This window comes from Rathayibacter tritici (genome assembly GCF_002932875.1).
In the GTDB taxonomy this organism is placed as follows: domain Bacteria; phylum Actinomycetota; class Actinomycetes; order Actinomycetales; family Microbacteriaceae; genus Rathayibacter; species Rathayibacter tritici.
Map to the genome: position 1 here is coordinate 1 of NZ_PSWS01000007.1, position 20,540 is coordinate 20,540.

Sequence of the window (20,540 nt, forward strand, 5' to 3'; positions counted from 1 at the left end):
CTCACCCCTCCCCGCGACAATCTGCCATATCCGACAGATCAGCTCCGTCAATTGCTCCGCATCCAGGCCTGTAGTAGAGTCGTACCGCATCGGCTTCCCGTTCCGAAAATAGCGAGCTTTGGAACTTCTATTCTCCCGAATGGGAAGCCGATGCCTCGGAACGACACGCCCGAGTCAGACCTTATGAATAACGCTCTAAGACGACCCACGAGAGCATCGGCATCCAGGGCGAAAGACGTGCGATCAGTTGATGACCCTGGCGGCGAAGCGACAGTTGAACCAGCACGAGCAGAATTCCTGCGATGAGGACATAGAAAACATATCCGAAAGCGAGCACGCCTCCAATAAAAGGCGCAAGGACGAAGACGACAACGACAGTCACGGCACCGAGTCCGCAAAAGCGAAGATAGACCTTCACCACTGCCCCTCCTGCCGATTCAACTCATTATGCTAATGTCGGTCATATTATGTTGGAAGATTGCCCATTGAGCGGTCGCCCCTACAAGGTAGGGACGCTTCCCCAAACCAGCGGGCTTGTCGTTGACGATGTACCCATGCACACTGAGAGTATACGTCCCCTCGCCCGGCTTCTTGAAGAAGGCGAGTCGATGAGCTTTCCGGCTGTGACAGCAACCCCCAGCGTCCCTTCGGCCAGCGCGGTTGCGTAGCCCGGCAGATCGGTGAGGCGAGTCAACTGAGAGGGATGTAGTCCATTCTCCAACTCTTCGAGGACAATGAGAACCCCGCCGATCGAACCTTCGTCACTCTGGTCCGGACGCGCGCCTACCGCGTTGTCCACATCGAGACCATGTTGAGACGAGAGTAAAGCAGTTGCAATGCCAATGAATCGCAACAACCCGTCACTCATCTGTCGCGCAGGCGTCCGCTCAGCCATCCCACCCGAGGACCCACGGACCTCCTCCAAAGCCAACATCACGTCGCCAAGATCCGACGAGACAAAAGAAATACCTTGAACTCGATCGTCGGCAATCCTGCTGACTAAATCGGTGATCTCCTCAAAGGCCCCCCGATCAGTTCTTTCGAGATTCTGAAGAGCGGCCGACAAGTTCTCGCCGGTTCGCCGGAGGTCGACATCGCGCCCAGAAACGAAGTCCCGCATGAGATGAGGAACTGGGTCGAAGTGGAAGCCCCCCCCCCCCCCCCCGAAGGGCGACTAATACAGCGTCTGAACCCTTCAACACCGACTGCTCTGCAACGTCACTTCCACTCAACGCCAACGGGATCTGACTGATGATGAGACGGCTATCGCGAAACTTGTGTGGAGGATTCTTGCCTCGCTTACCGTTGTGAAGCTCCGCTTCGATGCCAGTACCGGCGCTGAGTGCACTCTTCGTTTCGACGAGGGGACCGAACGAGATCTTTCCGCTACTGACCGCCACGCGGGGTCCCTGCAGGCGCTCCGAAATGATGCGCAAGTCGGGCCTTACTTCGATCTCCAGGTCGTAATCGTAGCGATCGGAGCCCAACTCGACCGAACAGCCCAGCTCAAAGCTGTTGGTCCCGTGAGGCGCACAACCGACAGACCCACCGCGGACCGCCCCACCCTCGCGCCTGCGACCGTCAAGGGCATCGACGAGGTCCTCGCCCTCGGCCAGACGAGCAAGAACCTCGAGCCCGTCGAGGGCATTAGATTTCCCGGAGCTGTTTCGGCCAGTGAGGAGTGTCGTGCCACCCAAAGGAAGCACGCTCCCCCGGAACGACTTGAACGCGCCCAAGCGGAGTTGAACTATCCGAGAGGTCACCATTCCCTCAAGGTAGGGGAGTAACTGGTGCCGACGACAGCTTCGAGGGCGGACCCCGCAGTGGGACGTTCCCACTACTGCTGACCTACAAAGTGATCGTCGCATGACCCTTGGTCATCGGTCCGATCTCTTCGCTCTCGTTACAGCACTTGCTGCCCTCGACGGCACCACCTCAGCCCACGTGCACGCCCGGGCGGCGTTCGCGGCGCGCCTCGGCGCGGCGCAGGACCTCGCGGGTGACGGGGGCGACCTCGCCGGTGCCCGTGATGAGGAAGCGGAACATGTTCGAGAGGGGGCCGCCCTCGGTCCACTCGAAGTAGACGTCGGGGATGACGCCGGTCAGGTCGCGGATCTCGAGCAGCACGGTGGCAATGGTGTTCGGGATGTTGCCACTGGTCACCGTGAGCACGCGAAAGCCGTGGCAGACGCGCCCCTGCACGATCAGGTCCTCCTCGAAGTCGGAGGAGTCCGTCGTGTGCACCTCCAGGAACAGCACCGGGCCGCGCATCGGCAGGTTGCTGTCGCGCTGCTCCTCCGCCAGCTTGTCGCGGTACTCCGCCTCGGATCCGTCGTCGGGTTCGTTGGCGAGGATGCGGATCACGCCGTAGTCGTCGGCGTCCGTGCTGAGGAAGTCGATCGCGGCGGCGTCGAACACCACGGAGGTGGCGCGCAGCTGGAAGGAGCGGTGCACGCGCGAGACGAGCGAGACCGCCAGGATGCCGACGATGAACACCGCCGCGATCCGCACGCCGTCGGGCCGCTCCACCACGTTGACCACCGTCGTATAGACGAAGACGAGAGCGATCACCGCGAAGCCCACCGCTCGCTTGCGCTGGTTCTTGCGCTTGGCCGAGAGGAACACGGCGACGGACGCGGAGGTGATCAGCACGAGCACGCCGGTCGCGTAGGCCCCGCCCTGGGCGTCGACGTCGGCGCGGAAGAGGATCGTGATGACGAGGACGAGCGGACGCACGGCCCCGGCCCACTGCGGTGCCATGCCGTAGCGGGGCAGGTAGCGCGGCACGATGTTGAGCAGGCCGGCCAGAGCGGAGGCGCCCGCGAACCACAGGATGCAGATCGTCGCAATGTCGTAGACGGTGCCGAAGCCCTCGCCCAGGTACTCGTGCGCGAGGTAGGCCAGGGCGCGGCCGTTGGCCTCGCCGCCGGGTTGGAACTGCGCCTGCGGGATGAGCAGCGTGGTCACGAAGCTCGAGGTGATGAGGAACGCCGACATGGTGACGGCGGCGGTGATCAGCAGCCGTTTCGCTCCGCGGATACGGCCGACCGGAGCGTCCTCGGTGTCGCCCGCGTCGCCGCGGATCTGCGGCATGACCGCGACTCCGGTCTCGAAGCCCGAGAGCCCGAGTGCGAGTTTGGGGAACACGATCAGGGCGATGCCGACCATGATCAGCGGATTCCCGTGCTGCGTCGTGAGCGCCGACCACCAGTCGCCGATGACGACGGGGTTCTCGGCCACGTGCCCGATCGCCACGGCGATCACGATCGCGTTGAGCAGGAGGAACACGGCCACGAGCACGACCGCGATCGAGATCGCCTCGCGGAAGCCGCGGAGGAACACGATCCCCAGCAGAGCGATCAGGCCCAGCGTGAGCGGCACCTCCGCCCCGTGGAACCACGCCGGGGCGAACGGGTTCTCGACCGCGTGCGCCGTCGCGTCGGCTGCCGAGAGGGTGATCGTGATCATGAAGTCGGTGGCCGCGAAGCCCAGCAGCACGAGCACGAAGAGCTTGCCGCCCCACCAGGGCAGCAGGCGCTCCAGCATCGCGATGGACCCCTCGCCGCGGAAGCTCTCGCGGGCGACGCGGCGGTACACGGGGAGCGCGCCCAGGAGCGTCAGCACCACCAGGACGATCGTCGCGAGCGGCGAGACCAGGCCCGCGGCGAGCGCCGCGATCGCCGGCTGGTAGCCGAGAGTGGAGAAGTAGTCGACGCCCGTGAGGCACATCACGCGCCACCAGGAGTGCGTCTTGGCCGTCGCCGCGTGCGGGCCGGGGTGGGCTCCGGAGTCGTCGCGCAGACCCTCGAGCAGCCACGCCTTCACCCCGCCCGCGCGCGCGGAGGAGAGAGGGGAGGGTTCGAGGGCGTCGGAGTCGCCCCGGACAACGGAAGAGGTCACTGGACGTTTCTACTCGCCGTGAGCCGCTCCAGAGCCCGGAACGGGCGGATCCTCACACTTTCCTCACGGGTAATCGGCTGTGGAGGGAGGTCGGCGCGCATCACACCTCGATGGTGGTGCCCGACGCGTCGATCAGGCTCACCCACACTTCGAGTCCGACGTCCTCGAACAGGTCGTTCCAGTCGCTCACCACCCGGTCGCAGAGGGCCGGGAAGAGGGGCCGGAGGTGGTGATCGCTGGTTGCGAAGGTGAGGACGACGTCGGGCGCGACGGCCGCCTGCACGGCCGACCGGTTGAACGAGATCGTGGTGCTCCGGTTCAACTCCACGATGATGTCGTTGTCGGGGATCTGCAGGATCTCCTTCGCCGCGGCGAACAGCAGGTCCATGACGGCGTCGCGGGCCTCGGTCATCCGCGCCTGGGATGTCTCGTTCTTGGGCAGGATGCGGATGTACGTCATGCGACGGACCGGCCCTCGTGGCGCGCCGCGAGATCCTGCGGCGGCCACGTCCCCGGGCAGTCACCCGCGACCAGGTGGGCGCCCTCGACCCGGGCGAGAGAGCTCAGCCGGAGCGCGGTCCCCTCCGCCACCTCGTCGGATCTCGGGTCTTCGGACACTCGTGTCGACATCGGAGGCCTCTCGTCACGTCGTCGTGCCGGCGCGGGCCGGAGCAGGCGAGGGGCGGGGCGATGCCGTCCCGGAGCTTCCCCGCATGCGGTGGAGAGTGAAACACATCCGCTCCCGCTTCGACAACCGGCGGCGCGGTCCATGCGGCTGTCACCCGGTGGGGCATCCGAGCTGCGCGGCGACCGCGGTCATCGCCCGCAGTGCCTCCTCGTGCGTGGTGACGCGGTCGGCGACGATGTGGATCCCGTAACCGTCTTCGAGGGCGACGAAGGTCTGGGCGACGAGTTCCGATCCGAGGGCGGGAGTGAACGCGCCGTCCTCGATGCCGGTCGTCACGATGCTCAGGTACGTCGCGACCTGCCGGCGGTTGAGCTCCTGCATCAGTTCCTCGTGCAGGTCGGAGCTGCCGGCGAGGATGTCGAGTTCGAGGAGCAGTCGCATCAGCGCGTCGTCAGGGCCGGACGGCAGGCCGGAGCGGAACGCGACGTCGAGCTTGGCCCGCGGATCCGACTCGGCTGCGACGCGCGCATCGCGCTCGTCGCAGAAGCGGGTGACTCCGGCAGCGTGGGCCTCGACCAGGAGCGAGTCGAGATCCTCGTAGTAGTACAGGACGGCGCCACGGGTCAGGCCCGCCTGCTTGGCGACGTCGGTCAGCGAGAGCGAGCGCAGACCGCGTTCGAGTCCAGCGGCGTAGGTCGCCTCGATGAGGGAGTTCCGCCGCGCCGCCTGATCACGTTGACGAGCCACCTGTTGACAGTACCGGCGCGCCGTGCCACTGTCTCTCCTAATTCTTTGACGCTGATGTCAAAGAATTATCGCGCCCCGTCGAGAAGAAAGCCGCACATGTCCCAGACCCCTGTCACCCCCGCCCTGGGCGAGGCCCCGATCGGCCTCTTCGACTCCGCTCAGTGGGCCAGCCTCGGTGTCGCGGCGGGAATCGTCGTCGCCGGCTACGTCTACGACGCCCTGTACCTCCGGCCTCGGAAGGGTACGCAGTTCCTCATGCTGGAGGCGCGCGACGACGCTTCGACCGAGTCCACCGGCTGACGACCGCCCGCGCACCTCGCAGCCCCGCCCCCACGTGAAGAGAGAGAACCCATGACTGACTCAAGCGACATCGCCATCGTGACCGGAGCGGGAAGCGCCGAGGGGATCGGCGCCGCGACGGCACTCCTGCTCGGACGCGCCGGCATGCGCGTGGTCGTCACCTCGACGACCGAGCGCATCCAGGAGCGCGTCGCCGACCTGAGGAGGGCCGGCGTCGACGCCCACGGGGTGGCGGCCGACCTGACGGGGCAGCTCGGGGTGGATGCGGTGCTCGACGCCGCGCGCCGCGCGTTCGGCGAGCCGACCGTCCTCGTCAACAACGCCGGCATGACCTCGGTGTCCACGGCCGACTCCCCCGCCGCGATCGACGACATCACCATCAACCAGTGGGCCATGTCCCTGGAGCGCAACCTCACCACCGCGCTGCGGATGACGCGGGCCGTGGTGCCCGCCATGAGAGCTGCCGGATACGGCCGCGTCGTGAACGTGTCGTCCCTCTCCGGAGCGGTCATGGCGTACTCCGGTGACGTCGCCTACCACGCCGCCAAGGCCGGGATGCTCGGGCTGACCAGGGGGGCCGCGGTCGATGTCGCCGCCGCCGGGATCACCGTCAACGCCGTCGCGCCCGGATGGATCGCCACGTCGTCCTCCAGCGAGCACGAGATCGCGATGGGGGCGGCGACCCCCGTGGGGCGTTCGGGGACGCCGGTGGAGGTCGCGGCCGCCGTGGCGTTCCTCGCCGGTCGCAGCGCGTCCTACATCACGGGACAGCTGCTCATCGTCGACGGAGCCAACTCCATCAACGAGGAACGCGGGGCTGCTGCTGAGTGATGCAGTGGATCCCGCCCCCGCGGTCGAAGATCGGGCGGGCGTCGATCGTCACGACGCGGCGACCGGGGTAGGCGTCGGCGATCATCTCCCGGGCACGTGCGTCAGCGGCCTCATCACCGAAGCCGCACAGCACGACGCCGTCGTTGGTGACGAGGTGGTTGATGTAGCTCCAGTCCAGCCAGCCTCCGTCGTCGCGGAGCGCCGTGGGAGCGGGGATGCCGGTGATGGTCACCTTCCGGCCGCGGGCGGCGAAAGCGGACTCGAGCTCGGCGCGGATAAGCCGCGACACCTCGTAGTCGGGGTGGCCGGGGTCGGTCTGCTCGTGCAGGAGGACGTGCTCCGGCGTGGCGAAGGTGGCGACCATGTCGACGTGGCCCTTGGTGCCGAGGTCTTCGTAATCGCGGGTCAGGCCCCGCGAGAGCCAGATCGCGTCGGTTGCCCCGATGGTGCGGGCCATCTCCGTGTCGACGCGGCGACGGTCGGCGAAGGGGTTGCGGCGCGGGTCGAGCTGCACCGTCTCGGTGAGCAGAACGGTCCCGGTGCCGTCGACGTGGAGACCACCGCCTTCGGCCACGAGGAGGGAGTCGATGCGCTCGATGCCCCTGTGCTCAGCGACCAGGCGGGCGATGTCGGCCGACTTCTGCCACTCGGCCCAGTGGGGCGCTCCCCAACCATTGAAGATCCAGTCGACCGCGCCGAGGACTCCAGGCCGTTCGGAATCGACCACGAAAGTGGGGCCCATGTCGCGCATCCAGAACTCGTCGATGGGGGCCTCGATGATCTCGACCGTCGAGGCGAGCATGCGCCGGGCGCGGGTCATCTCGGTGGGGTCGACCATCATGGTCACCGGCTCGAACTCCTCGACCGCGTGAGCGACGTCGGTCCACGCGCGGTAGCCCTCCTCGCGGCCCTCGGCATCGTCGCCGAGGGTGATCCCTTCGCGAGGGAACGCCATCCAGGTGCGTTCGTGCGGGGCGGTTTCTGCGGGCATGCGCCACATGGCGTGCTCCTTTTCCGGGTCGGGGTGGGTCAGTAGCCGGTGGTGAGGGTGCGGTCGAGGGCGTCGACGAAGACGTCGGCCGAGGCGCGCGTGATCACGAGAGGCGGCTTGATTTTGAGGACGTTCTGGTAGTCGCCGGTGGGTTGCATGATCACGCCGAGCTCGAGGAGACGGTCGCAGATCGCGGCTGTCTCCGTGGTCGCGGGCTGGAGTGTCTCGCGGTCGCGAACGAATTCGACGCCGAGGTACAGGCCCGCACCGTGCACGGTGCCGATGATGTCGTGCTTGCCGCGGAGCTCTTCGAGGCGCCCCTTGAGGTGGCGGCCGACGACGCGCGCGTTCTCCTGCAGCTCGTCCTGCTCGATGACGTCGAGCACGGCCATGCCGATGACGGCCGAGACCGGGGACCCGCCGGTGGAGGAGAAGAAGTACCCGCCGGTGCGGTAGCGGTCGGCGATCTCGCGGCTCGTGATGACGGCACCGAGTGGGTGCCCACCGCCGATGGATTTGGCGACGGCGACGATGTCAGGCACGGCGCTCTGCTGCTGGAAGCCCCAGAACCACTCGCCGAGCCGGCCGTAGCCGACCTGCACCTCGTCGGCGATCGCGAGTCCGCCGTGGCGGCGGATCGCGGCGTACACCTCGGTGAGATACCCGTCGGGCAGGGCTACCCCGCCGGCGTTGCCGAAGAAGGTCTCCGCGATCATCCCCGCAAGAGGTCGACCGGCCGCCGCGAGTCCGTCGATGACCGCGACGGCTTCGGGCGCGTACTTCACGGCATCCGCCCCACGGTGCACCCCGCGGTAGGAGTTCGCAGCGTCGACGGTGTGCACCCAGTCGGGACGCGACGCAAGCGCGTTCGGGTTGTCGGCGATGGAGGTGGACACCGCGTCGCTGGCGTAGGTCCACCCGTGGTAGGCCTCGCGCATCGCGACGATGTCGGAGCGTCCGGTTGCCGCCAGGGCCAGGCGGATCGCGAGGTCGGTGGCCTCCGACCCGGAGTTCACGAAGAACACGGTGTCGAAGCCGTCGGGCAGAGTCGCCGTGATCCGGTCGGCGTAGTCTGCGATCGCGCGGTAGTGGAAACGCGAGTTCGTGTTCAGCAGGTGCATCTGCCGCGAGCCGGCTTCGACCACGTGGGGATGAGCGTGACCCACCGAAGCGACGTTGTTGACCATGTCGAGGTAGACACGCCCGTCGACGTCGATCAGATGCTCGCGCCAGCCGCGCTCCATGCGCGGGGGCGCGGCGTAGTAGTGCTCCTGCACGTCTGCGAGCACGGCGTGCCGCCTCGCGAGCACGTCATCGGCCACGGGGGCGGCGGCCGGGATGCCGACGGCGGCACCCGGGTCTCCGGCGACCTCTCGCCACGCCGCGGCGAAAGCGGGAGTGACGCGCTCCGGCGGGGTCATCCCGTCGACGCCGCGACGCAGAACCAGGCGCGTGCGAGCGGGCAGGACGACGGAGGCCGGGTCGATGTCCCCGGTGATCGTCACCCTCTCCCCGCCGGAGGACCAGACCACGCTGTCGCCGTCGCGATGTGTGTCAGCGGAGGAGAGGGAGACGCTCTCCGCGAGCCAGACGGTCACACCGGTCGGCACCGAGTCGGAGGTCGAGGGCAGCGGGTTGGTCGTTCCGGTGAGCTGGGCTCGCCACGCGGGAACCGTCACCGTGGCCGCTCCCCGGTCGAGTGCGGCGAGGGCCGCCCCGTCGAGCGTCGAGGCGTCGAGCCACGCGCCCGCGTCGTTCAGCGGTGACTCGGTGGTCGCATCGAGCTCGACGTGCGGGGAGGCTCCTGCCAGGACACCCGCACCCGCCCACGTCGGCTCGTCTGCGGGCGGGCGGCCCAGAGCGGCTCGGGTGGCGGCGGTGATGACGGCGATCGGGACGGAGACCGCTTGCACCAGGATGCGGAACTCGCGATCGAGTGCGACGGCGGCGTAGTCGTTCTCGTCGTCGAGGCGTACCTGGGCGCGACCGCTGAGGACAAGCACAGCGCCCCGAAGGATGACGAGGGGCCAGAGCGCTGTGATCTCGTCATCGCCGAGCTCGCGCAGACGATCGAAGGCTCGGATGGCGGGCAGAGCGGTCTCGGGTGACGCACCGTCGTGGTGGAGCACGGAGGAGACGGTTGTCGCGATCTCGGCGACGCGCCACGAGGAGCACACATCGCCGAAGTCGATGACGGCGTCGGGCACGCGCGACCCGTCGGCACAGAGGACGTTGTCGTCGGTGACGTCGAAGTGCCCGGCCTGGAGGGGAAGCGCGTCCTGCACCGGCGCGAGGGCCGCGCGGGCAGCGTCGGCCGCACGCTGCACGATCGCGCGCACGTCGGTGTCGGGCTCGGCCGGGAGGAGGGTATCGATGACCCGACCTGAGTGTCGGAGGTCCCACTGCAGCACCCGACCGCTCGCCGGGTGAGTGAAGTCGGCCAGTGACATGCTCACCGCGCCGGAGAGCGCACCCATCCCCTCGACCGCGGCCGGCGAGAGGTAGCCGGACCCCATGAGGGTCCGACCTGCGATGTTCTCGATCACGCGGGCGTGGATGCGCCCCTGCGTCGAGTCCCACCACGTCGACATCGCTCCGCGCGGCCCCTCGACCAGCTTCGGGATGCGAAGACCGGCGCTGTGCGCGGCCACGGTGGCGGCCGCGGCATCCTGCAGGTCGATCTCTGCCTCGCTGAACACCGGGTTGCTGAGCTTCAGGACGCCCAGGGGCTCCGTCGAGCCGCGGGGGAAGACGCGGAAGTTCTGATCCTGCTGGCTGCCGAGCGAGCGCAGGTCGACCGCGACGCCGAACGTCTCGGCGAAGAGTCGCTGTACCTCGTCGTCACCGAGGGTAGGAGTGGGCAGGTCGACCTGCGTGAAGTAGTCGAAGACCTCGGTCATGGCGGTTCCTCGGGTGTCAGAGGGGTGAAGCGGAGGGGGTGGCGAGGGTACCGGCGACAGCGCCGGCATCGTCCCGGACGACCACAACGACGAGCGGGCCGTAGGGGGCGACCCATGCGCTTGCCGCGGTCGAGTGGTCCGCGGTCGCGGTGTGGGCAGTGCCCCGCACGCGGTCGCCGTCGAGGTGCGTCTCCACACGCACGCCGTCGACGTACGCGGCATGATCCAGCGCCGACCCGCCGCTGACGCTCGCAGCGAAGCGCACGACGGTCTCGTCCTCGCCGACCTCGACGTCCAGGTCGGTGACGGCCACGCGGAGCTCGCCGTCACCGACCACCCGCGCAGACGCGAAGACGGTCTCATCGGGTAGTGCCGGGGTGCGCGGGGGCGTCGTGCGGCGGTCGCCGAGAGCGGCCACGGCTGAACCCAGCTGCACGAGCCGGGCGTCGCTGTACGCGGGGCCGGCGATGGTCAGACCCACCGGGATCCCGGTGTCGTCCATCGTGCCCATCGGGACGGTGACCGTCGGAATGCCGAGGTGGCGGGGCACGAGGTTGCCGTTAGACACCCAGACGCCGTTTCGCCAGGCGATGGCGGCCGAGTCGGGATTCACATCCGCATCGGCGGGGCCCACATCGGAGTGGGCGGGGAAGATCACCGCGTCGAAGCCCTGGGCCGTCAGCCACTCCTCGAAGTCGACGCGGCGCGTGTGCTCGAGACCGCGCAGACCTGCTTCCAGGCTCGGCACCTCGCGCCAGTCGGGTTCCCAGTCCTGCGCCCGGGCCACATAGTCGCCGATGTCGTAGGCGATGTCGTAGTGCCAGATGCCGTAGCGATCCGGGAGGGCGCCAGGAGGGTAGGGGAAGATGCGCGCGGCATCGGCGTCGGCGAGGCGGTTGAGCGCCGGGTCGCCGTTCTGGCGAAGGAAGGTGTCCATCGCCCACACCGCCAGGTCGCCCACCTCGTCATCGAGGAAGTCGCGGGTGACGAAGCCGCGGTCGAGGAAGTCCTCGTCCCCGGGATGCAGCTTCTCGTAGCGGTCGACGACAGGGAAGTCGGTCTCGATGACGTCGGCTCCCGCGGCCTCGAGGTCGGCGCGCAGGTCCGCCCACAAGCGCATGACGCTGTCGCGCGTGAGGATGGGCGAGGCATTGTCGGGGTCTGCGTTGATGTAGATGCGCGGGATCGCCATCCGAAGACCCGCGAGCGGGAGCGGCTCGAGCGCGGCGAAGGAGTCGGGGCGCACCGTCGACGGGCGCGGAAGGTCGATCCACGGCTGCGTGCGCCACAGGTCGCCTTCGGTCACCGGGTCGTCGACCACGACGGCGTCCAGCACGAAGCAGAGGTCAGCTACCGACCGGGTGTGCGGCACGACGACATCCATCGTCGGGACAAGCGGCCAGTTGCCTCGGACCGAGATGATCCCGCGCGAGGGGGTGTAGGCCACGAGGGCGTTGTGCGAGGCGGGAGCGCGACCGGATGACCACGTCTCCTCACCGAGCCCGAACGCTGCGAAGCTGGCGGCCGTGGCAGTGCCCGAGCCGTTCGACGAGCCCGAGCCGAACGCCGAGGTGAGGTAGTCACCGTTGTAGGGCGACTCTGCGCGTCCGTAGACGCCCCGTTGCATGCCGCCCGCGGCCATCGGGGGCATGTTCGTCAGACCCAGGAGCACCGCGCCGGCCGCGCGCAGCCGCTCGATTGCGAAGGCGTCGTCACCGGCCACCAGCTCGGCGAACGCGGGAGAGCCCGAGGCGACCGTCAACCCGGTGACGCGGTAGCTGTCCTTCGCGGTGAAGGGGATGCCGTCGAGCGGGCCGAGCACCTCGCCGCGGGCGCGGCGCTGATCTGCGGCGCGCGCCTCTGAGAAAGCCCGAGGGTTCAGGACCGATACGGCAGCCAGGCGGATGCCCGCCCGGTCATAGGCCGCGATGCGGTTGAGGTATCGCGCCACGAGCTCGACGCTGGTCGCTGTGCCGGAGTCGAGCGCGGCGCCCAGGCTGGAGATGTCGGCATCGACAACGGTGAAGGCCCTAGAGGTCATGGCCGTAAACATACACCGTTTGTTTAGCATCGTGGCACGGGATCCCGGGGCTCCCGTCTAGGCTCGTACCGACCCTTGGAGGCTCCCATCGCTCGACCGCGCACACCGCTGCTCAGCCGCGATCTCATCGCGCGGACGGCTCTCGCGCTGGTCGACCGACAGGGCCCGGATGGAGCCAGCATCCGCCGCGTCGCCGCACGCCTTGGCGTCACTCCCGCATCCCTCTACAACCACGTCCCCAACCGGGCAGCGATGGTCGAGGATGTCCGCGCGCTCGTCTCCGAACACATCGACTCGAAACCGCTGCGAGAGTTGCCGTGGGAAGAGGCGCTCCGCGCGTGGGCGCGCTCGTACCGGCGCGCCTTCGCCCGGCACGCACGGGCCGTACCGCTGTTGATGACCGAGCGGGTCTCAGCCCCCGTCCTCCTCGCGCAGTACGAGGACTTCGCGGCCGCCGCGGACGTGGCCGGATGGGCGCCGCGCGATGTGATCCCGCTCTTGACGGCCTTCGAGTCGTTCATTCTGGGCAGTGTCCTTGACATGTCGGGGCCCGCAGTCGTGTTCGATCCCACCGGCCAGGAGGGCGAATTCCCTCGCTTTTCCGCGGCGTTCGAGACGCTCGCCGGCGAAGATCCCGCCGACCCGGTGGCCACACGCTCCTTCGAGCTGGGGCTCGACCTGCTCATCGCCTCGGCGCGGCCTCGCTGATTCGACGTTTCTCGTCGTCGAGCACGTCGGCGCGGATATCTGTAGCCGCCGGTAAACAAACGCTGTATGGTTTGCCCACCCAGTGATCTTCTCGGGCAGACATGGACGACCGATCCGTGGTGCTGATCCGATTGTCGAGACCGGGCTTCTGAACGGCCCATCCTCCACCCCCGTCAGGGCTTGGACCTGCGCGCCGGCGCTGATGCCGGAGAAACGAACGATGATGACCGTCACTGACTCCATCCGTTTACCCCTGACACCGAGACGAGCGGTCTCCACGTTCGCGATGTCGATGCTGGGGTTACTGACAGCGAACCTGCTGCCGTTGATGTTGATCGCGCTCGAGCAGTCTCTGGGTATGACCATCACGCAGGCGGGTGGCGTGTTGACCGGCTCGCTGCTGGCCACAGCCATCGCCTGCACGGCAGCTACGCGGTTGGCGGAAGGCGCAGGTCGCGTCCGTGTCGCTCAGGTCGGTCTCGTCATCTCTGCCGTCGCCTTCAGCATCGCGGCCATCAGCCCCGGCGTCGTTGCCACTGTCACCGCGGTGATCGTCGGTGGCGCGGGTGTTGGCGGAGCTCTGGCGGCCAGCGGGGCAGCATTGGCGGCACTGAAGAACCCCAACCGCACGTCTGCAGTGAACGGGTTGGTGAACCGCGCCGTGGTGACCGCGGTACTGGCGTTGATCCCCCTCATCGGAATTACGACAGGGAGCGCATTCGGGTGCGTCGCGGCCATCTCGGTCATTCTGCTGTTCACCGCACAGTGGCTTCCCCGCGCACCCCTTGCCACTACCCCTACCCTGGCGAGCGCGACCGTCGCGGAACCACAGAGCCGCGCAGTGACCATCGCCGGGATCGCGCTGCTGGCCATGTTCGCCCTCTGGGCGATCAGCGAAGACTCCGTCTGGGCGTTGGCGGGCACTATGGGCGCTGACCAGACCGGCCTCACCGACGCAGGCCTCGGCGTCGTGCTCAGTATTTCCAGCGCTGGCGGCTTCGTGGCAGCACTGGCCCTGATGGTCGTCGGGGACACGCTCGGCCGTGCGGTCCCCCTAGCGGTATTGCTCGTCGCGGGCGGAGCATTGAAACTGACCGCCTCGCTCACCAGCGATCCGACGGCGTACACCATTGTTCTCATCGCGTGGAACACCGTGTACCTCGCTGCTTTCCTGCTCTTCATCGCCACGGCGGCAGCTCTTGACGCGAATGGGCGCTTCTCCGGCCCGTCAATCGGTGTCTACCTCTTCGGGTCCAGCTTCTCGCCCCTGGTCGGTGCGTGGCTGGCCGAATCGTTCGGGTATTCCGGCTTCGGCTGGGCTATCGCGATCACGAGCTGGGTTCTGATCGTCCCTGTCGTGATCATCGCCGCACTGTCCACCCGCATCGAGCGTCGCGATCGACAGCGAGAAGCGGCATCCGAGAACGAACGAGAGGTCGTCCGATGACCCGTCTGGCCCTCACCCGTGCACGCCTTCTCGACCTCGCAGGAGACCGGCCCACGTCATCTGAGGCCACCGTCCTTCTCGACGATGGTCGCATCGTCGAGGGGAAAGCCGACGCCATCGCTGCCGATACCCCCACGATCGACGTCGGCGGTCGGGTGGTCGTGCCCGGTTTCATCGACTCGCACGTGCACCTGGTCTGGACAGGAGAGAGCCTCGCGAATGTGCCGCTCACTGATGCAGCCGATCTCGCCGAGATCCAGCGCCGACTCGTCGTCGAGCGTGCCCGTCTCGGCGAGGATGCACGCATCCTCCGGGGCAAAGGGTGGCTCTACGACGCACTCGACGGCGAGCCGACCGCAGCGATGATCGACGACGCCGTCTCTGACATCCCCGTGTTCCTCGACTCGAACGACATGCACTCGGTGTGGGTCAACACCGCCGCGCTGCGAGCGATGGGCGTCACTGCGACGACGCCGGATCCTCCAGCCGGTCGCATCTCGCGTCTGCCATCGGGGGAACCGGCAGGACTGCTTCTCGAGCGGGCAGCGCACGAGATCGGCTGGGCTCATCTCGCCCGGGCGACAACCGATGCAGACCGTGTCGAGTCCGCGAGACGGGCAGTGCACGCCTTCGCCGCCGCCGGCGTGACCTCCGTCGTCGACATGGGCATGGATCACGACGGCTGGCGCGCTCTGCAGACGCTCGCCGCCGAAGACGATGGCCGACTCCCCGTGCGGGTGGCCGCGCACTGGCTCGTCGCCGACGCCGGAAACGAGGACGCCAACCTCGCCCAGATCCACGACGCCGAACGTGCTCGCGCTGACACCACCGAGTGGCTCAGTGTGATCGGAATCAAGCTCGTCCTCGACGGTGTCATCGACGCGTGTACTGCGGCGATGCGGCACCCCTACTCATCCGGCTCGAACGCTGACCTCATGTGGGACGTCGACCGCCTGACCGCGGTCGCGGTCACGGCCGACGCGCTTGGATTGCGCCTCGCTCTCCACGCCATCGGCGACCAGGCCAGTGATGTGGCGCTCGACATCCTCGAGCACGTCGTCGCAGTCAACGCGGACTGGGATCGGCGGCCCCGCATCGAGCACCTCGAAGTCGTGTCGGAGGGAACGCCCGCTCGCCTCGCTGCCCTCGGAGTCACTGCCTCGGTCCAGCCCGCGCACGCCGACCCTGCCATTCAATCGAACTGGCGGGCCCAGCTCGGCGACGAGCGCGTCGACGGCGGATACCCGTGGGCCTCCTTCAGCGATGCGGGCGCCCGGATCGCTTTCGGTACCGACGCCCCCACCGCTCCCCACGAAACTCTGCTGCATCTCTACGTCGCCACCACACGACGGTCCGTCCTCGAGCCCGACCTCCCCGCGAACACACCGCAGTCGGTCGTGACGCTCGGTGCAGCTCTTCGACACGCCACCAGCGACGCGGCGGCGTCCTACGGAGTCGATGGAGACGTCGGCCGCATCGTGCCCGGGTACGTCGCCGACCTCGCTGTCCTCGAGCTCGATCCGGCGCACCCGGACGGCCTGCTCGGCAACACCGTGGTCCTGACCCTCATGGCCGGGCGCGTCACCCACCGGAGCGACAGCTTGCCCCTCCCGGACCTCTAGGCCGCGCAGGGCCAGCCCCGTCAGCGCTCAGCGGATCCGGATGAGCTTCTTGTTGGCGAACTCCTCCATCGCGAACCGGCCCAGCTCGCGCCCCGAGCCGGAGCGCTTCACACCGCCGAACGGCAGCTCCGCGGAGTCGCCCAGCACCAGATTGATCCACACCATGCCGGCGTCGATGCCGTCTGCGACGCGCAGGGCCTGCTCCTGGTCGGTGGTGTAGACGTAGCTGCCGAGGCCGTATGGGGTGTCGTTCGCGAGCCGCACGGCGTCCTCCTCGGAGGCCGCGCGGTAGAGCACCGCGACGGGTCCGAAGAACTCCTCGTGGTGAGCATCCATCTCCTCGGTCACCTCGGCGAGCACGGCCGGCGGGAAGAAGTTGCCCGAGGGTGTCCCCGAGGCCAGCACAGTGGCGCCCTGCTTCTTCGCGCGCTCGAGCTGCTCGGTGAGGCGCTCGGTCGCGGCGGTCGAGGACAGCGGGCCCAGCAGGGTCCCTTCCGCCAGGGGATCGGCCGGCTGCGCCGCCGTGAAGAGGTCGGTGAACTTCGCGGCGAAGTCCTCGTAGAGCTCGTCGATCACGATGAAGCGCTTGGCTGCGTTGCAGGACTGGCCGTTGTTGTCGAGGCGGGCGTTCACCGCGTCCTGCACGGCGGCGTCGAGGTCGTCGGTGGACAGCAGGACGAACGGGTCGGAGCCGCCGAGCTCGAGCACGATCTTCTTCAGGTGCCGGCCGGCCAGCTCCGCGACGGCAGCACCGGCACGCTCCGAACCGGTGACCGAGACGCCCTGCACCCGCGGGTCGGCGATGATCGTGGCGACCTGCTCGATCGAGGCGTAGACGTGGCGGTAGACGCCGACCTGGACGTGCAGTCCGGCGGCGGCGTCGTCGAAGATCCGTTGAATGGCGGCGGACGACTCCGGGCACTGCGGAGCGTGCTTCAGCAGGATGCTGTTGCCCAGCACGATGTTCGGGCCGGCGAAGCGGGCGACCTGGTAGTAGGGGAAGTTCCACGGCATGACGCCGAGCAGCACGCCGAGACCGGAGCGGCGGATGAAGGCCGAACCCGTGCCCTCCGCCAGTTCGATGTCCTCGTCGGCGAGGAAGGCCGCGCCGTTGTCGGCGTAGTACTGGTAGATGGCAGCGGCGAAATCGACCTCTCCGAGGGCCTGGTCGAGGGGTTTGCCCATCTCGCGCACGGCGATCTCGGCGAGTTCTTCGCGGCGTTCGGTGTGCAGCGCGGCGACCCGCGCGATCAGAGCGGCCCGCTCGGCCGTGGACACGCGGCGCGCCCAGCTGTCGTAGGCCGCGGAGGTCGCGGAGATCGCGTCCTCCAGTTCGAGGTCGGAGAAGGTGGCGTAGTCGGCGTGGGTCCGCCCTGTCGCGGGATCGATGACGATGTAGCTGCTCATGAGATGTCTCCTGACTCGTGCTTCAGACCGGCAAGGGTCTCGGTGGCGAGCCGTCGTCCGACTCGGATCGCGCCGTCGACGTGCTGGTAGCCCTCGGCGGCGAGGTCGCTGGTGCCGAAGCGCAGGGGTCCGACCGGCTCCAGCTGGAGTGCGCCGTAGCGCACGAGCCCGCCGAGGTCGAAGCTGGCGGCGTACGCGCCCTGCGTCCATTCCTCGGCGGCCCAGTCGCTCTCGAAATACACCACCGGAGTGAGGGCCTTCTGGCCGAAGTACGCCGCAAGTGACTCGAGGATCCGCTGCTTGCGCTCGGCGATCGGCAGGCGGAACAGCGCGTCCGCCTTCTCGTCGGAGACGAAGCCCACGAGAGTGCCACGGCTCTCCCCGTGGTTGGAGTTGTCGTAGGTCTCGTGGACCACCTGATAGGGGCTGAACGCGGTCGCCGACAGGCCGTCCTCGCGCCAGAACGGGGTCTCGTAGCTGGCGTGCACCTTGATGACGAGGCCGAGCGACTGGTGCTGCTGCATCTGCTGGCGCAGGCGCGGCAGGGTGGGCGCGTACTCGATGCGGTTCTGGAGGTTCGGCGGCACGGCGACGATGACGCGCTTCGCCGTGACGTGCAGGTCGTCGGTGAAGACCTCCACAGGTTCGCCCTCCCTCGCGCCGTCCGGCAGCGCGGCCGAGGACCAGCGGATGCGGCGCACCGGCTGCGAGAGCCGCACGTTCTCGAGCCCCAGCTTCTCCGCCAGCTTCAGCGGGACCTGCTGCAGTCCGCCGACGACCCGCTTGTCGAGGATGAAGTCGGCATCGACGAGGTTGCTGAAGGATCCAGCGCTGGCGGCCATCAGCAGCGCCTGCAGCAGCGAGAACGCGTGAGCGGGCTTGGTGAGCATGGCGTCGGCGATGAAGAGGGCGACGTTCGCGCGTGCCTCGGCGTCGTCGCTCTGCTCCTCGAGCCAGGCCTGGAAAGAGATGCGGTCGAACTCGGACGCCCGCGGCTGCTCCCAGGGCGCGGCCGGGTCGGTCTGGGCGACGAGCTCGTCCAGGACGACGATGAGACGCTCGATCTCCGCCTCGGTGTGCTCGCTCGCGGGGAAGATGTCACCGGTGAAGCGCTTGGCCACGCCGTCGGCGCCGATGTAGATGCTCTCGCCCTCGCGGTAGCGCTGGTAGGTGTCCAGGCCCAGCTCGTCGAGAGTCTCGAGTAGCGCCGTCTGGTCGGGTGAGACCCACTGCCCGCCGAGCTCGAACATCTGGCCCTCGATGTGGTTCGTCCAGAGACGGCCGCCGATGCGGTCACGCGCCTCGAGCACGATCACCGAGAGACCTGCGCTTCGCAGTGCTACGGCCGCTGTCAGTCCGGTCGCTCCGGCGCCGACGATGACGACGTCGCAGTGATGCTGTTCCCGATTCACGATTCCTTGTTTCTCTTGGTTCTTCACGGTTGAGCGAGATCGAGTGCCACGAGCAGTGCCCACAGCTCCGCCCGGCCCCTGAACTCGTCCAGGGGCAACTCCAGCTCCTGCCCGAGAGCGGTCATGCGCTGCTTCAGGGTGTGCCGGTGCAGATTCAGGTCGCGGGCGGCTCGTTCCCACGAGGCGTCGTGGCGCAGCCACACTGCGGCTTCCCGCAGCAACGCGTGCCCGTCGTCGGAGCGAAGGAGTGCGGCCGTTTTCAGCCGGGCAAGCTCGGCGACGCGGTTCTCCGCGAGCAGTCCGAGTACGGACCCACGACTCAGATCATCGAACGAGCGGATCTCCCCTGCCCTCGCTCCGGTCAAGGCCGCGCGTGACTGCTTCGTCGCATCGGTGAGGTCGTCCCACTCGTTGACTGTCGCGATCCCCGCGCTCACTCGATCCTCGGTGATGCGATCGACGACCGCGCGGCGGCCGCTCCGGTCGGTGAGGACGAGGAGACCGTCGTCGGATTGGACCGCGAACAGGCGGACGCCGGGCGAGACGGACATCCGCTCCAGCGAGTCCCTCAGCGCGGAGGGGACGCCGTCGAGGGGGAGGGCGACGACGACCAACGGAGGGCTCGGCAGCTCGATCGAGTAGTGACCGAGCGCCTCCCCGACGGAGTCGATCCGCCCGTCCAGCAGCAGTCGGAGCAGGTGAGGGGCGATGGAGCGAAAGCCCAGGCGCTGATCCTCGGCGTGCTCGAGCGAGAGCTCCGTCAGGGCAGTCAGCAGCGTCTCGACGGACCTGTCCGCGGAGCCCTGAGCGCCGGGCCGGTAGATGACGGTCGCTCCGACCAGCGCCCCCGTGCGGCCGAGCGTGTTGACGACCCAGTGACCCGAATCGTCGCGCCCTTCGTCTCGAGCCCGGGTGCCGAGCTTCACCAGGGCCCGCGCCCGATCGCGGAGCGACTGCGGCGCGGCACCGTGCACGACCAGACCCTCGGAGTCGAGCACCGCGACATCGCCCTGCAGCGCCTGCGCCGCCGTGGCCACCGCCGCGCGGAGTCCGCCGGAGCTCAGAACGGCCTTCGAAACGGCCTCCTGCGCCTGCAGCACCCACTCAATCCGTCGCCTCGACTCAGCGGCGTGGCGATCGGCGATGAAGCGGCTGACCGCGATGAACGGAGTCGCGTACGGCACTTCGATCAGTGCGAGGGCTGCGACTTCGCACGCATCGACGAGGAGACGCGGCGTCCCTGCTTCGACGACCTCGGTGCCGAATCCGATCGCCACAGCTCCGGCGCGGTCCAGCCTGCGGACGTACGCGTCGAACGAGGAGCGATCGGTGAATGTCGCGAACTGGCGCCCGGTCGTGAGCAGCAGCTGCCCTGGTTCCAGGAACGGGCTGGGGTCGGCGAGGTCCGAGGAGTGGGACCAGCCGATCTCGAGTCCGTCGAATCCCGTCGTCAGCAGCGTGAGCCCGAGAGGCTCGTGCGCCACGAGGTCGCGGACGGTCACTGTCATGGGATCAGCTAAACGCACATCCTTCGGAAACGGTCTGCCGGGAAGGCATTCGTAGGCGGTGTCTCTGCCGTTCAGGCACGAGGTCGTCCGGGCCGATC

Annotated in this window: 16 protein-coding genes and 1 pseudogene; 5 read left to right on the plus strand and 12 right to left on the minus strand. The window is 68.2% G+C overall.

Annotated elements, in window-relative coordinates:
* Window positions 1-181 precede the first annotated feature (181 nt).
* The 6 genes from C5D07_RS15145 to C5D07_RS01635 form a co-directional block, all read right to left on the minus strand.
* Window positions 182-421 carry a hypothetical protein gene (locus C5D07_RS15145; protein ID WP_146076830.1) on the minus strand — a complete coding sequence of 80 codons (240 nt, stop codon included), beginning with the start codon at window positions 419-421 and terminating at the stop codon, window positions 182-184.
* Window positions 422-499: 78 nt separating this feature from the next.
* A complete protein-coding gene (locus C5D07_RS01620; protein ID WP_084416072.1) occupies window positions 500-1,120 on the minus strand; it encodes an AAA family ATPase in 621 nt (206 codons plus the stop codon).
* A complete protein-coding gene (locus C5D07_RS16345) occupies window positions 1,032-1,868 on the minus strand; it encodes an AAA family ATPase (protein ID WP_146079778.1) in 837 nt (278 codons plus the stop codon). Before C5D07_RS16345 ends, C5D07_RS01620 begins: the two co-directional genes overlap by 89 nt.
* 67 nt (window positions 1,869-1,935) lie before the next feature.
* The gene (locus C5D07_RS01625; protein WP_249028148.1) at window positions 1,936-3,729 is read right to left on the minus strand and encodes an APC family permease; all 1,794 of its coding nucleotides are present in this window, start codon (window positions 3,727-3,729) and stop codon (window positions 1,936-1,938) included.
* Between the two features lie 271 nt (window positions 3,730-4,000).
* Window positions 4,001-4,360 (minus strand): hypothetical protein, encoded by a 360-nt coding sequence (locus C5D07_RS01630; RefSeq protein WP_068255872.1) that lies wholly within the window; start codon window positions 4,358-4,360, stop codon window positions 4,001-4,003.
* A 318-nt stretch (window positions 4,361-4,678) separates the two neighbouring features.
* Window positions 4,679-5,275 (minus strand): TetR/AcrR family transcriptional regulator, encoded by a 597-nt coding sequence (locus C5D07_RS01635; protein ID WP_104258489.1) that lies wholly within the window; start codon window positions 5,273-5,275, stop codon window positions 4,679-4,681.
* A gap of 96 nt (window positions 5,276-5,371) precedes the next feature.
* On the opposite strand from C5D07_RS01635, the gene C5D07_RS01640 reads away from it, so the two are divergent.
* Together C5D07_RS01640 and C5D07_RS01645 are read left to right on the plus strand one after the other, a co-directional pair.
* The gene (locus tag C5D07_RS01640; protein WP_068255874.1) at window positions 5,372-5,575 is read left to right on the plus strand and encodes a hypothetical protein; all 204 of its coding nucleotides are present in this window, start codon (window positions 5,372-5,374) and stop codon (window positions 5,573-5,575) included.
* Between the two features lie 51 nt (window positions 5,576-5,626).
* Window positions 5,627-6,406, plus strand: coding sequence for an SDR family NAD(P)-dependent oxidoreductase (locus tag C5D07_RS01645; RefSeq protein WP_104258490.1), 780 nt, complete (start codon window positions 5,627-5,629; stop codon window positions 6,404-6,406).
* On the opposite strand, the gene C5D07_RS01650 is transcribed toward C5D07_RS01645, so the two are convergent.
* From C5D07_RS01650 to C5D07_RS01660, 3 genes and pseudogenes are all read right to left on the minus strand, one after another.
* Window positions 6,375-7,406, minus strand: coding sequence for an agmatine deiminase family protein (locus tag C5D07_RS01650; protein WP_249028144.1), 1,032 nt, complete (start codon window positions 7,404-7,406; stop codon window positions 6,375-6,377). The genes C5D07_RS01645 and C5D07_RS01650 overlap by 32 nt on opposite strands.
* Before the next feature lie 29 nt (window positions 7,407-7,435).
* On the minus strand, window positions 7,436-10,297 hold the full coding sequence (locus C5D07_RS01655; RefSeq protein ID WP_104258491.1) for an aminotransferase: 2,862 nt from the start codon (window positions 10,295-10,297) through the stop codon (window positions 7,436-7,438).
* 367 nt (window positions 10,298-10,664) lie between these two features.
* Window positions 10,665-12,338: pseudogene (locus C5D07_RS01660) on the minus strand (amidase); the annotation flags it as partial.
* A 75-nt stretch (window positions 12,339-12,413) separates the two neighbouring features.
* On the opposite strand from C5D07_RS01660, the gene C5D07_RS01665 reads away from it, so the two are divergent.
* From C5D07_RS01665 to C5D07_RS01675, 3 genes are all read left to right on the plus strand, one after another.
* Complete coding sequence (locus C5D07_RS01665) at window positions 12,414-13,046, plus strand: TetR/AcrR family transcriptional regulator (protein WP_104258493.1); 633 nt, start codon at window positions 12,414-12,416, stop codon at window positions 13,044-13,046.
* Between the two features lie 220 nt (window positions 13,047-13,266).
* On the plus strand, window positions 13,267-14,493 hold the full coding sequence (locus C5D07_RS01670) for an MFS transporter (RefSeq protein ID WP_211286307.1): 1,227 nt from the start codon (window positions 13,267-13,269) through the stop codon (window positions 14,491-14,493).
* Complete coding sequence (locus C5D07_RS01675) at window positions 14,490-16,115, plus strand: amidohydrolase (RefSeq protein ID WP_104258494.1); 1,626 nt, start codon at window positions 14,490-14,492, stop codon at window positions 16,113-16,115. The genes C5D07_RS01670 and C5D07_RS01675 overlap by 4 nt, the downstream gene beginning before the upstream one ends.
* A 27-nt stretch (window positions 16,116-16,142) precedes the next feature.
* Here the strand turns inward: C5D07_RS01675 and C5D07_RS01680 are convergent, their stop codons facing one another.
* Genes C5D07_RS01680 through C5D07_RS01690 form a run of 3 tightly spaced genes read right to left on the minus strand, consistent with a single transcriptional unit; the run spans window position 16,143 to window position 20,442 of the window.
* Window positions 16,143-17,522 (minus strand): NAD-dependent succinate-semialdehyde dehydrogenase, encoded by a 1,380-nt coding sequence (locus C5D07_RS01680; RefSeq protein ID WP_104258495.1) that lies wholly within the window; start codon window positions 17,520-17,522, stop codon window positions 16,143-16,145.
* Window positions 17,519-18,961 carry an FAD-dependent oxidoreductase gene (locus C5D07_RS01685; protein WP_146076711.1) on the minus strand — a complete coding sequence of 481 codons (1,443 nt, stop codon included), beginning with the start codon at window positions 18,959-18,961 and terminating at the stop codon, window positions 17,519-17,521. The genes C5D07_RS01680 and C5D07_RS01685 overlap by 4 nt, the downstream gene beginning before the upstream one ends.
* Window positions 18,958-20,442: a PucR family transcriptional regulator gene (locus C5D07_RS01690; RefSeq protein WP_104258497.1), complete on the minus strand. Its 1,485-nt coding sequence runs from the start codon at window positions 20,440-20,442 to the stop codon at window positions 18,958-18,960. Before C5D07_RS01690 ends, C5D07_RS01685 begins: the two co-directional genes overlap by 4 nt.
* Window positions 20,443-20,540 lie beyond the last annotated feature (98 nt).

Excerpts from the sequence above, each read along its gene's own strand:
- C5D07_RS01650 (WP_249028144.1), bottom strand. The coding sequence starts at position 7,406 with ATGTGGCGCATGCCCGCAGAAACCGCCCCGCACGAACGCACCTGGATG.
- C5D07_RS01630 (WP_068255872.1), bottom strand. The coding sequence starts at position 4,360 with ATGACGTACATCCGCATCCTGCCCAAGAACGAGACATCCCAGGCGCGG.
- C5D07_RS01670 (WP_211286307.1), top strand. The coding sequence starts at position 13,267 with ATGATGACCGTCACTGACTCCATCCGTTTACCCCTGACACCGAGACGA.
- C5D07_RS01655 (WP_104258491.1), bottom strand. The coding sequence starts at position 10,297 with ATGACCGAGGTCTTCGACTACTTCACGCAGGTCGACCTGCCCACTCCT.
- C5D07_RS01690 (WP_104258497.1), bottom strand. The coding sequence starts at position 20,442 with ATGACAGTGACCGTCCGCGACCTCGTGGCGCACGAGCCTCTCGGGCTC.
- C5D07_RS01620 (WP_084416072.1), bottom strand. The coding sequence starts at position 1,120 with ATGCGGGACTTCGTTTCTGGGCGCGATGTCGACCTCCGGCGAACCGGC.
- C5D07_RS16345 (WP_146079778.1), bottom strand. The coding sequence starts at position 1,868 with ATGCGACGATCACTTTGTAGGTCAGCAGTAGTGGGAACGTCCCACTGC.
- C5D07_RS01680 (WP_104258495.1), bottom strand. The coding sequence starts at position 17,522 with ATGAGCAGCTACATCGTCATCGATCCCGCGACAGGGCGGACCCACGCC.
- C5D07_RS01625 (WP_249028148.1), bottom strand. The coding sequence starts at position 3,729 with ATGTGCCTCACGGGCGTCGACTACTTCTCCACTCTCGGCTACCAGCCG.
- C5D07_RS01640 (WP_068255874.1), top strand. The coding sequence starts at position 5,372 with ATGTCCCAGACCCCTGTCACCCCCGCCCTGGGCGAGGCCCCGATCGGC.
- C5D07_RS01675 (WP_104258494.1), top strand. The coding sequence starts at position 14,490 with ATGACCCGTCTGGCCCTCACCCGTGCACGCCTTCTCGACCTCGCAGGA.
- C5D07_RS01645 (WP_104258490.1), top strand. The coding sequence starts at position 5,627 with ATGACTGACTCAAGCGACATCGCCATCGTGACCGGAGCGGGAAGCGCC.